General features: G+C 56.0%; 11 protein-coding genes. 1 reads left to right on the top strand and 10 read right to left on the bottom strand.

The genetic code is table 11. The features are described 5' to 3' along the window. Nucleotides 1-15 precede the first annotated feature (15 nt). The 8 genes from E6C51_RS02065 to E6C51_RS02030 all read right to left on the bottom strand — a co-directional run bounded on the left by E6C51_RS02065 (nucleotide 16) and on the right by E6C51_RS02030 (nucleotide 10,960). Nucleotides 16-1,464 carry a phospholipase D-like domain-containing protein gene (locus tag E6C51_RS02065; protein WP_190234861.1) on the bottom strand — a complete coding sequence of 483 codons (1,449 nt, stop codon included), beginning with the start codon at nucleotides 1,462-1,464 and terminating at the stop codon, nucleotides 16-18. A gap of 94 nt (nucleotides 1,465-1,558) precedes the next feature. Then, complete coding sequence (recN, locus tag E6C51_RS02060; RefSeq protein WP_190234860.1) at nucleotides 1,559-3,232, bottom strand: DNA repair protein RecN; 1,674 nt, start codon at nucleotides 3,230-3,232, stop codon at nucleotides 1,559-1,561. A gap of 40 nt (nucleotides 3,233-3,272) precedes the next feature. Next, entirely contained in the window at nucleotides 3,273-4,145 is an 873-nt protein-coding gene (locus E6C51_RS02055) for an outer membrane protein assembly factor BamD (protein WP_146933760.1), read from the bottom strand. A gap of 231 nt (nucleotides 4,146-4,376) precedes the next feature. Then, nucleotides 4,377-5,333, bottom strand: a complete 957-nt coding sequence (gene lpxC / locus E6C51_RS02050; protein ID WP_190234859.1) for a UDP-3-O-acyl-N-acetylglucosamine deacetylase — start codon at nucleotides 5,331-5,333, stop codon at nucleotides 4,377-4,379. A gap of 560 nt (nucleotides 5,334-5,893) precedes the next feature. Continuing rightward, a complete protein-coding gene (ftsZ, locus tag E6C51_RS02045) occupies nucleotides 5,894-7,660 on the bottom strand; it encodes a cell division protein FtsZ (RefSeq protein WP_146933756.1) in 1,767 nt (588 codons plus the stop codon). A 107-nt stretch (nucleotides 7,661-7,767) separates the two neighbouring features. After that, nucleotides 7,768-9,096, bottom strand: a complete 1,329-nt coding sequence (gene ftsA, locus E6C51_RS02040; protein WP_146933754.1) for a cell division protein FtsA — start codon at nucleotides 9,094-9,096, stop codon at nucleotides 7,768-7,770. After that, complete coding sequence (locus tag E6C51_RS02035; protein WP_230987017.1) at nucleotides 9,093-10,046, bottom strand: cell division protein FtsQ/DivIB; 954 nt, start codon at nucleotides 10,044-10,046, stop codon at nucleotides 9,093-9,095. Before E6C51_RS02035 ends, ftsA begins: the two co-directional genes overlap by 4 nt. Then, nucleotides 10,034-10,960: a D-alanine--D-alanine ligase gene (locus E6C51_RS02030; protein WP_190234857.1), complete on the bottom strand. Its 927-nt coding sequence runs from the start codon at nucleotides 10,958-10,960 to the stop codon at nucleotides 10,034-10,036. The genes E6C51_RS02035 and E6C51_RS02030 overlap by 13 nt, the downstream gene beginning before the upstream one ends. A 272-nt stretch (nucleotides 10,961-11,232) precedes the next feature. Here E6C51_RS02030 and E6C51_RS02025 point away from each other — a divergent pair, with 272 nt between their 5' ends. Continuing rightward, entirely contained in the window at nucleotides 11,233-12,537 is a 1,305-nt protein-coding gene (locus tag E6C51_RS02025) for an MFS transporter (protein WP_190234856.1), read from the top strand. A gap of 92 nt (nucleotides 12,538-12,629) precedes the next feature. Here the strand turns inward: E6C51_RS02025 and murB are convergent, their stop codons facing one another. Together murB and murC are read right to left on the bottom strand one after the other, a co-directional pair. Next, nucleotides 12,630-13,604 carry a UDP-N-acetylmuramate dehydrogenase gene (gene murB, locus E6C51_RS02020; protein WP_190234855.1) on the bottom strand — a complete coding sequence of 325 codons (975 nt, stop codon included), beginning with the start codon at nucleotides 13,602-13,604 and terminating at the stop codon, nucleotides 12,630-12,632. Next, complete coding sequence (gene murC, locus E6C51_RS02015; protein WP_190234854.1) at nucleotides 13,601-15,016, bottom strand: UDP-N-acetylmuramate--L-alanine ligase; 1,416 nt, start codon at nucleotides 15,014-15,016, stop codon at nucleotides 13,601-13,603. Before murC ends, murB begins: the two co-directional genes overlap by 4 nt. Nucleotides 15,017-15,038 lie beyond the last annotated feature (22 nt).

Here is a 15,038-nt window from a genome sequence, read left to right as displayed (position 1 = left end):
CATGAGCCATCATCGTTACAGATAAGGCGAACCGAGCCACAACACCCGCTGCAACAGCCTGAGCGGGAATGGCTGGTTTTGCAACTCGGTCAAACTCACCGCTTGCGCGCCCTCTTTGCTTTTTGCGATCCGATCTTCCACAAACGCGGCAAAGCTGTGATCGAAGACTTCCAGATCCACTTCGAAATTCAGCCGAAGCGAGCGCGAGTCCATATTGGACGAGCCAACAAAGGCCCAGCGGCCATCCACCACCAAGAGTTTTGAATGATCAAACGGGCCGTTGGATCGGAAAATACGGCAACCATTTTTGATAATCTGCTCAAACTGCCCGTTCATGGCGTGGCTGACAATGGCAAGATTGTTTTTCGATGGCACCACAATCTCAACCTCAACCCCACGCCGCGCCGCCGTGGCCAGAGATGCCAGAAACACCGCATCCGGCAAAAAATATGGGGACATGATGCGGATCGAGCGTTTAGCAATGGAAAACGCCCCGGTTAAAACCTTGTGATTGCATTCCAGATTGGAATCCGGCCCCGTCACCACAACACGGGCAAAGCCAGCGGAAGATGGTGCTGTCTGACGCAAACGAATCTGCCACGCATCCGAATCCAGCACTTCGCCGGTTTCAAAATGCCAGTCATCGGCAGCAACAGCAAAAATATCGGCCACCACCGGGCCAGACACTTTAAAATGCGTATCATGGGCCGCATTCGGCCCAACAAAGGCATCGCGAATATTCATACCGCCCATGAAGGCCGTCGCGCCATCCACCACCAGAATTTTGCGGTGAGTGCGCAGGTTGGCGTAAGGAAGCCGCAGGCCCATGATGACCTTGCCGTTGAAACAGGCAACCGTAACGCCACCTTCTTCGAGATATTGCACAATGCTTGGGACGCTGTAACGCGCTCCAACAGCATCAATCAGCACGCGCACCGTCACGCCGCGCTTATGGGCGGCAATCAGCTTATCCGCCAGCGTCAGACCAGCGCCGTCACGGTCGAAAATATAGGTTTCCATCAGAATACTGTGGCGCGCCGCATCCACCGCCTGTCCCATGGCCTCATAGGCTGCATCGCCGGTTTCAAGCGGCAGCAGTTGATTGCCGGAACTCAAGGCATGGACTGAGACACGGTCTCCCAACCGCCGCAGCGCTTCCATCCGCCCGCCAAACTGGCTTTCGACCGCTCCATCAGGCACAGTATAATGGGCAAGTGCCGCGCTTAAACGGCGCTGTCTGCGGGAGCGCCGGGCAATATAAGATGTGCGACGCATGCGATTGATGCCAGCAACCGCATAGGCCAATGGCCCGATGATGGGCGAGAGAAGGATGACGCCCACCCAGGCATTGGCAGAGCGCACATCGCGCTTGGTCATCGCCACATGCACAGAGGCAATCACGCTCAAAACCGTGGAGAGAACCAGTAAAATATGCGGCCAGTAGGCATAAACCACATCAAACATTCGGCACGGCACCCCCCACCCAGTGATATGCACGTCGACTATTCGAATGCCATCAAGCCTATTTTGCCAAGAGATGGGGCAAAAACGCGAATGGTCAATGGCTTCCCGCCAAAAGCTTGGCCGCCGCCGCGCGCGCTTCATCAGTGACCGATGCCCCAGCCAACATGCGGGCAATTTCTTCCACACGATGATCAGGGCCAATGGTGGCCACGGCGGTGGCAATTTTGTCGCTGCCGTCACTGGCCGGTCCCTTGGAGATCAGCAGATGGGTCGCGGCCCGTGCCGCCACCTGCGGTGCGTGGGTTACCGACAGAACCTGCACCGTATCGGACAGCCGCTTGAGGCGTTGGCCAATGGCATCAGCCACGGCTCCACCAACGCCCGTATCAATTTCGTCAAACACAAGGGTCGGAGCCGAACCGCGATCAGCAAGCGCCACTTTCAACGCCAGCAAAAAGCGCGAAAGCTCGCCGCCCGAGGCCACTTTCATAATCGGTCCGGGGCGCGTGCCGGGGTTGGTCTGCACATGGAATTCCACCACATCAATGCCATCAGCCGAGGCATTGCCAGCATCGGCGGTGACCTGCACCATGAAACGCGCGCGCTCCAGCTTCAATGCTGGCAGCTCCGCCATCACCACATCCGCAAGGGCCGAGGCCGCATTCTGGCGCTTTGTCGAGAGCGATTGGGCCGCGGCAAAATACATGGCTTTGGCTTCGCCAACCGCCTTTTCCAGCTTGCCCAGCTTGTCCTCGCCCGCATCCAGATCGGCAAGATCGGCAATCATTTTTTCGGCCAAAGCCGGGAGATCGGCAACAGACACGGAATATTTGCGCCCGGCCGCGCGAAGGGCAAACAGCCGCTCTTCCACCCGCTCCAATTCACGCGGGTCAAACTCGGTGCGCCGAAGGGCTGCCTCCACTTCCATCTGGGCGCTGGACAGCGTGTCCAAAGCAGCCCCAAGCAGGCTCACAGTTTCCTCCAAAAGGCCGGGGGCTTCTGCGCTCTTGCGCTCCAGCCTGCGCATCATGGATGCAAGCAGCGGCACAGGTGAGCCATGGCCGTTTAGAAAATCACTCGCTTCGGAAATATCACCGGCGATACGCTCGGATTTCTGCATCCGTGAGCGGCGCTCGGCAAGGTCTTCTTCCTCGCCATCCTGCGGGTTCAAGCTTTCGAGTTCTTCAACGGAGGCGCGCAAATAATCGGCCTCACGGGCAGCAGCCTCCACTTTGGCTTTATGGGTCTTGTAGCTGCGCTCGGCCTCCCGCCAGCGGCGATAGGTGTCGCCCAGCGTCAATGCTTCTTCTGTCAGCCCGGCAAAGGCATCCAGCAACATGCGATGGGCAGCCGTATCCACAAGTGCTCGATCATCATGCTGGCCGTGGATTTCGACCAGATGCTGACCCACCTGACGCATCAACTGCACGCTGACCGTTTGATCGTTGATATAGGCGCGGGTACGGCCATCCGCCGATTGCACCCGGCGGAAAATCAGATCACCGTCATCATCAATATTGTTGTCGCGCAAAAGTGCGCGGGCCGGATGCACCATCGGCACATCAAACACTGCCGTGACCTGCCCTTTGTCTTCGCCATGGCGCACAAGACCGCCGTCGCCGCGCCCGCCAAGGGCCAGCGACAGACTGTCAAGCAAAATGGACTTGCCCGCGCCCGTCTCTCCCGTCAGCACAGAGAGACCGGCGGAAAAATCAAGGTCGAGCCGCTCGATCAACACAATGTCCCGGATCGCAAGCTGGACAAGCATAAGTGTTTACATCTCTCGTGGAACGATGATGAACTGGTGATTAGGTATCTGAGCCAAACAGCTTTTTGCCCGCCTTGGAAATCCACGATTCCTTGGATTCATTTGGCGAAACGCCGCCCTTTTTCAGCAAATCATAGCTATCCTTGTACCATTTGCTATCGGGATAGTTATGCCCCAGAACGGCGGCAGCAGTTTGCGCTTCTTCCACCACGCCCATGGCGTAATAGGCTTCGACCAGACGCGCCAAAGCTTCTTCGATCTGATTGGTGTTGGAATATTGCTCAACAACCACGCGGAAGCGCTGAATGGCGGCCAGATATTCCTTACGCTCCAGATAATAACGGCCGACCTGCATTTCCTTACCGGCCAACTGGTCGCGCGCGTAACGGATTTTAGCCTGCGCATCCTCGACATATTCCGATTTCGGGTAGTTCTTCACCACCTTGGTCATCGCTTCGATGGTGCGGGTCGAGAATTTCTGGTCCTGCGTTACACTGGCAATCTGCCGCCAGTTTGAAAGACCAATCAAATACTGCACATAGGCCGAATCCTTCGTGGAAGGATAAAGCGTCATGTAGCGATTGCCGGTGGCAATTGCTTCCGAATAATTATTCTGCCGGTATTTCACAAAGGTGCTCATGACGAGCGCCTTTTGCGACCAGTCCGAGAACGGGTTTTGCCTGTCCACGGCGTCAAACTTGCGGCCAGCTTCAGCAAGGTTGCCTGCCTTGATATTGGCAAGACCCTGATTATAAAGCATTTCCGGTGGGTCTGTCTCCATGCCCAGCTTGGTAATATCAATGTCTTTATCTGTGCCGCAGGCTGAGAGCAGCGCGGCAGTTCCAAAAATAGACAGGCAAATGGCCGCAACACGTGCAGTTTGATGAACCATGGAAGACTTCACTTCACTCATACGACAGATCCCAATTGCAGCGGCGCTTCACAAGCCATCACGTCCGCCAGGCGTTTTTAGCCATAAAGACTAGATAAGGGCAACGCAATGCTGATGATTTAACGCATTTTTATGGCGTGGTAACGAATTGCCACGTTTTATTCAATGTTTAAGCCCAAGCTCACCCCGATTTTGAGCCGCAAAATAAAAATGGCACCTTCCGGTGCCACTTAAAACTGCCGATGATTCGGATCAGGCTGTCCAAGGGGCAAAGCCCGGCGCATTCACAGCCACAAATTCCCGCGCCCGTGCCTGACCGCCCCGCGCACCGGGTGCTTCCACCACTTCATAGGCGCTGGCATCCGACAACAAGGCCTTAAGCGCCATCGAGTTCATTTTATGACCGCCACGATAAGAGCGGTAAGACCCGATAAACTGTGCACCGGCCAAGGCCAGATCGCCCACAGCATCCAATGTCTTGTGACGCGCGAATTCGTCCGGATACCGCAAGCCTTCAACATTGACCACCTTGTCGTCATCCGAGATCACAACAGAGTTTTCCAGCGAAGAACCAAGCGCCAGACCGGCAGCCCACAGCCGCTCGACATCGCGCATGAAACCGAATGTCCGTGCGCGGGACAATTCACGCTTGAAGTTTTCAGCGGTCAAATCGCCCTGCCAGGACTGACGACCAATCAACGGGCAGTCAAAATCAATTTCGACGTCAAACCGTGTGCCGTCATAGGGACGAAATTCGGCCCAGGACGCACCGTTTTCAACGCGCACAGGCTTGACCACCCGAATGTAGCGGCGCTTCACATCAAGGCTGACAATGCCAGCATGCTCGATTGCGTCGATATAGACGGCAGAACTGCCATCCATCACAGGCGTTTCCGGCCCATCCACTTCAACAATCAGATTATCGAGGCCCAGCGCGTAAATCGCTGCCATCACATGCTCAACCGTTGCCACCCAATTGGCAGGCGAAAAGCCGAGCACTGTGCTGAGATCAGTGTTACCCACCTGCGAGGACACAGCCCGAAGCTCTGTCACAGTGCCATTGGCATGAAGGCGATGAAACACAATGCCCGTATCGGCATCGGCGGGCAGAAAGCTCATGGTCACAGGCTGACCGGAGTGCACCCCGATACCCTTGAGGGTCGCGGGTTGAGCGATGGTCGTCTGGAAGCTCAACAAACCGATTGCCATGGACATTCTACCTTTCAAAACACGTGGCGCCCGCAAACACAAAACACCCGGAGCACCTATTGTGCGAAACAGCAACGTATCGTTTCGAGATATGTTGCAGCCTCGATCATTTGAAAGGGATATACGGTTCGAATCCTCACTTTCCAAATCAATGTTTCTTTCGGATTGTTACGAAACATCCATCTGAAAAACCTCAAAAAATCTGTGGATGAGAACGTTTTATGACAATCGGCACTTTCCGCCTGGCTGGCGCATAAAATTCACTATAACCCATTCAATCTTATGAAGAATTTCATATAACAGCATCACGCAACATTGAGGGCGTGATGTGGCGCTGCTACGGCTTCAGTCAATTGGATGATTTTCACTTCACGGAATCAGAACGAAGAAAAAGCCCGGGCTTTTCAACCCGGGCTTTTTCAACGCTTGTGCACTGCGGCAAATATCAGTTCGGAAGTCTTAGAGTCTGTCAGGTTAGAAGTGAACCAGACACACTCTGGATTCCTGTGTTTTCGTTTGTCTATTCGGGAAAACCGGATTCCACTTTTCCCTGACAAACTTTAGTTGGACTGGCGACGCAGGAAGGCTGGGATCTCCAGCTGATCGTCGTCATGCGATGCGCGAGCCTGTGGCACCTGACGACCCTGATCGTCGAGATTGCCGCGACGTGGTGCATACACGCTTGCCTCTGGTGTCAATGGACGGCGCTGTGGCTGTGCTGGCGCAGCAGGTGCCACATCAGCCGCTTCATCCTGACGACCCAGCGAGCTGGTGATGCGACGCAGCAGACCCATAGGACCACGTTCATCTGCCGCTTGTGCAGCCTGACCATGAGCGCGATGCTCCATCTCAGCCTGAACAACAGGAGAGAAGTCCTCAACCTTTGGCATGCGAACAGGCTCAGGCTGACGCATCACAGGGGCGACTGGCTCCTGACGAAAAGCGGCTGGAGCTGGCTGCGGAGCCGGTGCTGGCTGCTGAACTGGCTGCGGCGCAGGAGCGCGGGCAACAGGCTGCTCAGGCGCTGCGAAGGACGAGAACAGCTTGCTCTGCGGACGGAAATCATCAACAGGTGCCGAAGCCACTGGCTGTGGTTCAACAACAGGAGCAGGTGCTTCCTGACGGGTCATGGCAAGACCAAGCTCACGTTCCAGCGCGGCTTCTGCTGCACGGATCTGCTCGGCAATCGCGTCACGGGCAGGCTGGGCAGCTGGGGCTGGAGCAACAGACGCAGCAACCGGTGCTGGCTGAGGCTGAGGAGCCGGTGCGGGAGCCGCAGGTGCAGCAGCGATCGTTGGACGAACCGCAGGCTTGGCCGCCATGGAGCGCATTTCAGCGCCGCGGGCTTCCAAAGCGTTGGCAGCACGGTCAATACCAGTTGCCACAACAGACACGCGAATCAGGCCTTCCAGCGCTTCGTCGAAGGTAGCGCCAAGAATGATGTTGGCGTCGGCATCGACTTCTTCGCGGATACGGGTTGCAGCTTCGTCCACTTCGAACAGGGTCAGGTCGCGACCACCGGTGATGGAGATCAGCAGGCCCTGTGCGCCCTTCATCGAGGTTTCGTCCAACAGCGGGTTGGCAATCGCTGCTTCGGCCGCCTGCAATGCACGGCCTGGGCCGGATGCTTCGCCGGTGCCCATCATGGCGCGACCCATCTCACGCATCACCGAGCGAACGTCGGCGAAGTCGAGGTTGATCAGGCCTTCCTTGACCATCAGGTCGGTGATGCAGGCAACACCCGAGTAGAGCACCTGGTCTGCCATGGCAAAAGCATCGGCAAAGGTGGTCTTGTCGTTGGCAATGCGGAACAGGTTCTGGTTGGGGATCACGATCAGCGTATCAACCGACTTCTGCAAGGCATCAATGCCTGCTTCCGCCAGACGCATGCGGCGACCGCCTTCAAAATGGAAAGGCTTGGTGACAACGCCAACCGTCAGAATGCCCTTGTTGCGGGCTGCCTGCGCCACAACGGGAGCCGCACCCGTGCCGGTGCCGCCGCCCATACCGGCGGTGACAAAGCACATGTGGGTGCCATGCAGGTGCTCGATGATTTCATCGATGCATTCTTCGGCAGCGGCGCGACCAACTTCAGGCTGGGAACCGGCACCAAGGCCTTCCGTGACGCTGGCACCGAGCTGAATGATCCGGTCTGCCTTGGTCATGCTCAGGGCCTGAGCGTCGGTGTTGGCCACCACGAAGTCCACGCCCTGCAGACCTGCGGTGATCATGTTGTTTACGGCATTACCGCCGCCGCCGCCGACGCCGAAAACGGTGATGCGCGGCTTAAGCTCGGTGATGTCTGGCTTATTCAGATTAATGGTCATTGTACCCGTTCCTTCTTTCCCTGGCCGCATCGCCACGCCAGCCATGTCGTCTCTATCTTCAGATCACGCGCCTTGAATCTGCTCTCGTCCCGTCAAGGCGCGGGGTCTCAAAAACTCTCTTTTAGCCATTGTCCAACCCGCATCATGCGGCTGTTGCCGGTGCCAGAGGAGAACAAACCTCCATGGCCCACAGCGATTTCCTGATCGGCCACCTGCGGATAGATCATCAGACCCACCGCCGTGGAAAACGCCGGTCCCTTGGCTGCCACAGGCAGACCCGAAACCCCCATTGGCCGACCAATCCGAACGTTACGGGCGAGAATACGCCGCGCCACTTCCGGCAGGCCAGTCAGCTGGCTTGCGCCTCCGGTCAGAACGACCCGCTTACCGACCACAGGGCTAAAGCCCGAAGCATGGATGCGGTCGCGAATCATCTCCAGGATTTCTTCAATACGCGCTTGAATGATTCGCGTCAGCAAAGAACGTGGAACTTGGGTCGGTAAATCGCGATCATCTTCGCCGATTGGCGGAATTGCAACAACTTCGCGCTCTTCCGTGCCGTTGGCAAAGGCCGATCCATGCACCACTTTCAGCCGTTCTGCATCTTCAATGCGGGTGGACAGGCCACGGGCCAGATCCGTCGTAACATGATGACCGCCAATGCCAATTGCGTCCGTATGGATCAATTTTCCTTGGGCAAACACCGAAATTGTCGTGGTGCCGCCACCCATATCAATGGCAGCACAGCCCAGCTCTACCTCGTCATCCACCAAGGCGGCCAAACCGCTGGCGTAAGGAGTTGCAACCAGACCTTCCACCGTCAAATGAGCGCGGTTGATGCACAATTCGAGGTTTTTCATCGCTGCGCGTTCAGCCGTCACCACGTGAATGTCAACACCCAATGCATCGCCATACATGCCAAGTGGGTCGAGAATGCCGCGCTCGCCATCCAGCGAAAAACCGGTTGGCACGGCATGCAAAATCACCCGCTCGCGGCGTTGGGATTGCTGGCTTGCAGCCGACAACACCCGTTTCAAATCACCGCGCTGCACTTCCTGACCACCCAGATCGATGGTGGCGGTGTAAACATCTGAGCCAATACGACCGGCAGACACATTGACGATCAGGCTGTCAACGGTAAGGCCAGCCATACGCTCGGCAGCATCAACGGCGAGGCGCACAACGCTTTCCACCGCATCCACATCCGAAATAACACCAGATTTCATGCCGCGCGAACGCTGATGGCCAATGCCGATAATGTCCACATGATGGGTACGGCCCGGCAGCACATCGCTTTCCTTGCGCGGCGTCAGCCGGCCAATCATGCAGACAACCTTGGTAGAGCCAATATCCAGCACCGATACAACATGATGCCGCTTGGACGACAAAGGCTTCATACGGGGCAGACCATGAGAGGAGGAGCCAAAAATACTCATGTTTCCTTCTCCAGTTTCGCCATGGCTTTTGTGCGGGCCGCAACGGCGGCATTGCGACGGGCCAAAGCATCAGGCGTCAGTTCAACCGTCATGCGGTCTGCAAGACGTAGATCAACGGCAGCAATATCGCGCTCCAGCAATTGCTGTTCAGTTTCCATGCGAGTCAGCCGCTTGAGGGCAAGGCCCACATCATCTTCCGGCAATTTCACGGTCACGCCATTGTCCAGATAAAGATCCCAACGCCGGCTTGAAATCCGCACATAGGCCTTCACCCGGGCAGCGATCTGCGGAAATGCGGCAAACTCGGCCATCACCTCTTTTGCATCGGTATCGGCATCGCGGCCAACAAACAGCGGCAGGCTTGCAAATTTATTGTCGCGCAGCGGGGCAATGATATTGCCATTCTCTTCGATCAACGACAGATCACTGCCATGCTGCCAGATACCAAAGGGCTGGCGCTCCTTGATGTTCAAAAGGATTGTCTTGGGGTAAACCTTGCGAATATCAACGGATGCGACCCACGGCAGGGCAGCCACCCGACGGCGCGCATCATCAACGTCAAGCGACACCAGCGACGTTGCGCCATCGAGACCCAGCGACTGCAAGACGTCGATTTCCGAAATATGCACATTGCCCGACAGCTTGACGTTATCAACGGCAAAGCCTGCGCTGGAGGTCATGGTCTCGGAAAATTGCGGCCAATAGCCGCCATGCACAACGCCATAGCCGCCCACCGCAAACACGTAAGCCGCAAGCGACACCTTGCCGATATGCCGTGGCAATTCGACCTTGCCGGTGCAAAGCGACACAATGAAACGCACCAAGCGGCGGGCAGGCCGTGGCAGAACAAACGAGCCGTCTTCTGCGCCCACAGCGATACGGCTGGTGCTGGCAAGCCGATCCGTCCGGGGCTTTCTCGGCCTAGATTTTTTGGCGCTTAACGTGAGCACGAAGCGTCCTCCACGATCCAACTGACAAATTCACCAAAGGTAAGGCCAGATTGAATGGCCATTTCGGGCAGAAGCGAGGTAGGAGTCATGCCCGGCTGGGTGTTGATTTCCATCCAGATCAGCTCACCATCTTCAGAGAACCGATCATCGTAGCGAAAGTCCGAACGACTCACGCCGCGACAACCAATTGCCTCATGCGCCTTAACGGCCAATTCTTGTATTTTTTGGTAAATTTTTGGTGAAATTTGTGCCGGAATGATATGAGCCGAACCGCCAGCAGCGTACTTCGAGTCATAATCATAGAATGTATTGGCTTTGGCGATGATTTCGGTCACAGCCAGCGCCTTGCCATCCATCACGCCGCAGGTCAGTTCACGACCCGCAACATATTTTTCCACCATCACAGTATCGCCATAGCGCCAATCACTGGAGCCAATCACCTGCGGTGGATGCGATTGATCTTCCTTGACAATCACCACACCAAAGCTGGAGCCTTCGCGCACCGGCTTCACCACATAGGGCGGCTCGATGGGGTGAATATTGCCAACCTCAAAGCGCGACATGCTGCGGCTGAATGCAACGGGAATGCCCGCAGCTGCCGCAACCTTTTTGGCCTGAACCTTGTCCATAGCCAATGCCGACGCCAAAACGCCTGAATGGGTATAGGGAATTTCGAGATATTCCAGCACACCTTGAATGGTGCCATCTTCACCAAACGGTCCATGCAGCGCGTTGAAAGCGACATCAGGCCGCAGCTCTTGCAACACACTTGCCACATTACGCGACACGTCTACACGGGTGACGCGGTAACCCTCTTCTTCAAGCGCTGCGGCACAAGGGGTACCGCTGGCAAGGCTCACAGGCCTTTCAGAGGAAAATCCACCCATCAATACAGCAACATGCTTCTTAGACATTCACGCACCCGAAGAGAAACAACAAAGAACCCGTTCTATCTTGCGCCAGAGTTGCGGCTTGATTCGCGCAGGTTCCGTCACATGCCTAGATAAAGACTGATTAAGGTTAATGAACCGTTTACTTTGATTAACTTCCTGACGCAGAGCACTTCGCTCTTGGTGGCTGAAACTGTCGGGATTTTAGGAGAATTACCGGAATTGGCTTTCTTGCGATAGAAAGTTGCGCTACAGCGCCTCCCATCTTTGACGTAACCCCGCAATGGACACAGAATATGAATGAAGCGATACGCAATGTGTCGCCCTCCTCTGTGCCTCAAGCATCTGCTGCATTAAATTCCCCTGCACGCGTGCTTCTGGCCAGTCTGGTTGGCACCACCATCGAATTTTTCGATTTTTATGTTTATGCAACGGCCGCCGTGCTGGTTTTCCCAACCCTGTTCTTCCCAAACAGTGATGCAACAACAGCGCTTCTGGCCTCCTTTGCTACCTTCTCCATCGCCTTCTTTGCAAGGCCCATGGGCGCTGTGGTTTTTGGCCATTTTGGCGACCGCATTGGCCGCAAAACCACATTGGTGGCTGCCCTTTTGACCATGGGCATTTCCACAGTAGTGATTGGCCTTTTGCCAACCTATGAGAAGATTGGCGTGTTTGCGCCGCTTCTGCTGGCTTTGTGCCGCTTTGGTCAGGGCTTTGGCCTTGGCGGCGAATGGGGCGGCGCAGTGCTGCTGGCCACCGAAAATGCACCCGAAGGCAAGCGCAGCTGGTATGGCATGTTCCCGCAGTTGGGTGCGCCCGTTGGACTGTTCTTGTCCTCTGGCCTGTTTTGGATTTTGCTGCATTTCATCTCCAAGGATGCCTTGCTCAGCTGGGGCTGGCGCGTGCCGTTCCTGGCCTCAACCGTGCTGATCGTCATTGGCCTGTGGGTGCGTTTTTCCATCACCGAAACACCAGCCTTTCAAAAAGCCATTGATGCCCATGAGCGTGTTGCTGTTCCCGTGGTCGAGCTGTTTCGCAGCCATAAGCGCAGCATTTTCCTTGGCACCTTTGTGGCGCTGGCAACCTTTGTATTATTCTATATCGGCTCTGCCTACCTGCTGTCTTACAATATCAAAGTGCTGGGCATGCCCTTTGTGGAAGCCTTGGAAGTTCAGATCCTCGGCTCTGTGGTCTTTGGCATTTTCATCCCTCTGATTGGCAAACTCGGCGATCGTTTTGGCCGTCGCGAAATGCTGATTGGAACAACGGTGCTGATCGGCCTGTTCTCATTCTTGCTGCCAAGCCTGATGACGGGTGGTGCGGTGGGGATTTTCCTGTTCTCCGGCCTTTCCATGGCCCTGATGGGCATGACCTATGGCTTGATCGGTACGGCGCTGGCAGCACCCTTCCCCACATCGGTGCGCTATACCGGCTCGTCCATCACCTTCAATCTGGCTGGTATTTTTGGAGCATCCCTTGCGCCTTACATCGCCACATGGCTGTTTTCCAACTATGGCATTGACTATGTTGGCTATTACATGGGCCTTGCCGCGCTGATCACGCTGGTGTGCATTCTGGCCTCTGGCAAAGACGAAGTTTAAGCTCCTTCTGAACACGTTGAATCAGATTCAGAACAACAAAAAAGCCCGCCAAGTCCATGACTTGGCGGGCTTTTTATGTATTTGCATCGCGATTACTCGGTGGTGACACCGAGGAAGGGCTCAACCTCACGCTCTGGCATAAACAAGCCGAGACGCTTGATTTCCCATTGCAGCTTGATGCCGGAATTCTCAAACACCTGACGGCGAATGGTCTCGCCCAGATATTCCAGCTCATAGGCTGTCGCCTGCCCGGTGTTGATCATGAAGTTGCAATGCAGCGACGACATTTGCGCGCCACCAATCATCAAGCCACGACCACCGGCTTCATCAATCAATTCCCAGGCCGAATGGCCTTCAGGATTTTTGAAGGTGGAGCCGCCTGTCTTTTCCTTCACCGGCTGAACGGTTTCGCGATGCTGGCGCACGGCATCCATTTCGGTGCGAATCTTTGCCTTTTCATCAGCATACCCCTCAAACAGGCCGCTGACGAAAATCAAACCGTCCGGTGCAGAGGAATGGCGATAGCTGTAGCCCATATCGGCATTGGACAGCACATGGATATTGCCCTGACGATCAACCGCTTCAACCTCAACGAGACGTGCTGCGGTTTCTCCGCCATTGGCACCGGCGTTCATTTTCAAAGCGCCGCCAATCGATCCGGGAATGCCGTAGTAAAAGGCAAAGCCGCCGATGTTATTGTCCATGGCCATTGCGGCAATGTGCTTGTCCGGGCAAATGGCACCGGCACGAATGCGGTTTTCGCCTTCCAGATCAAGACCGCCAAAGCCCTTGGCCGACAGGCGCACAACCACACCCGGAATGCCGCCATCGCGCACCAAAAGGTTAGAGCCAACGCCCACCACAGTCAAAGGCACGTCTTCTGGCAGCAGCGCCAGAAATGTAATCAGGTCTTCCTTGTCATGCGGCTGGAACATCAACTCGGCCAGACCGCCGGCCTGAAACCATGTAACGCGATCCATTGGCGCGTCCGGCGTCAAGCGCCCCCGCAACTCACTGACCCCCGGCCCCAAGCGAGCCAGCAACTTTTCCCCATCGACCTGTTTCATTCCGATTTTCCCGAAAGCGCTTCCAATTCCTTGGGCAGTGCTGCTGCCCAATGCGTGATATTTCCTGCCCCCAACAGGACCACAAAATCACCCGGTTGCGCAATGGCTGATATTGCCTGAGCCAACTGATCAGGTGACGCTAAAGTGCGCGCATCGCGGTGGCCGCCCGATTTAATGCGGGAAACAAGGGCTTCCGAGTCAAAACCTTCGATTGGATCCTCGCCCGCCGCATAGACCGGCGAAATAAAAATGCTGTTGGCATCGTTAAAACAATTGGCAAAATCATCGAACAGGCTGGAAAGACGCGAATAACGGTGCGGCTGATGCACTGCAATGATTCGGCCAGAGCATGCCTCACGCGCAGCTTTCAGCACCGCCTTGATTTCAACCGGGTGGTGACCGTAATCATCGAAAATCTGCACGCCGTTCCAGGTGCCGGTCAGTGTGAAGCGCCGTTTGACGCCACCGAAAGACGAAAGCCCCTTGCGGATTGCCTCTTCAGAAATGCCAAGCCGGTTGGCAACAGCAATCGCCGCGCAGGCGTTGGAAATATTGTGGCGGCCCGGCATAGGCACCACCAGATCCTTGAAGTTGAACACTCGACCTGTGCGGCGACGGCGGATTTCGACATCAAACATCGATTTGGTGCCATCAATGCGCACATTGGAAAAGCGCACATCGGCCTGCGGGTTTTCGCCGTAAGTCACGACCTTGCGGTCTTCAATCCGGCTGACCAATGCTTGCACTTCGGGATGGTCAAGGCACAGCACACCAAACCCGTAGAACGGCACGTTTTCAACAAATTGCCGAAAGGCCGCGCGCGCTGCATCAAACGTGCCGTAATGATCGAGATGCTCGGGGTCGATATTGGTGACCACCGCGACATCGGCTGGCAGCTTCAGGAAGGTGCCGTCTGATTCGTCGGCTTCGACCACCATCCAGTCGCCCTCACCCATGCGGGCATTTGTGCCGTAAGCATTGATGATACCGCCGTTGATAACAGTCGGGTCCATCTGGCCAGCATCAAGAAGGGCTGCCACCATGGAGGTCGTGGTGGTTTTGCCGTGGGTGCCGCCAATGGCAATAGCATTGCGAAAACGCATCAACTCGGCCAGCATTTCGGCCCGGCGCACAATGGGCAGCAGCTTTTCGCGCGCTGCAATCAACTCCCGATTGTTTGGCTTGATGGCGGTGGACACCACAATCACCTCGGCATCGCCAAGGTTTTCCGGCTTGTGGCCTACAAAAACCTCAATGCCCTTCTCGCGAAGGCGCTGCACATTGGCGCTCTCGGCCTGATCCGAGCCTTGCACGCGATGGCCAAGGTTATGCAGCACTTCGGCAATGCCGCTCATGCCGATCCCGCCGATCCCGATAAAGTGGACCAGGCCGATGCTTTGCGGCATTTTCATCTGTTCATTCCCCTCAAAATCG

Origin of the sequence: Gillisella terrae (assembly GCF_004801395.1) — a bacterium.
Classification (GTDB): Bacteria; Pseudomonadota; Alphaproteobacteria; order Rhizobiales; family Rhizobiaceae; genus Allorhizobium; species Allorhizobium terrae.
The sequence above is the reverse complement of the archived record's forward strand: the minus strand, read 5'-3'. Positions and strand labels throughout refer to the sequence as shown.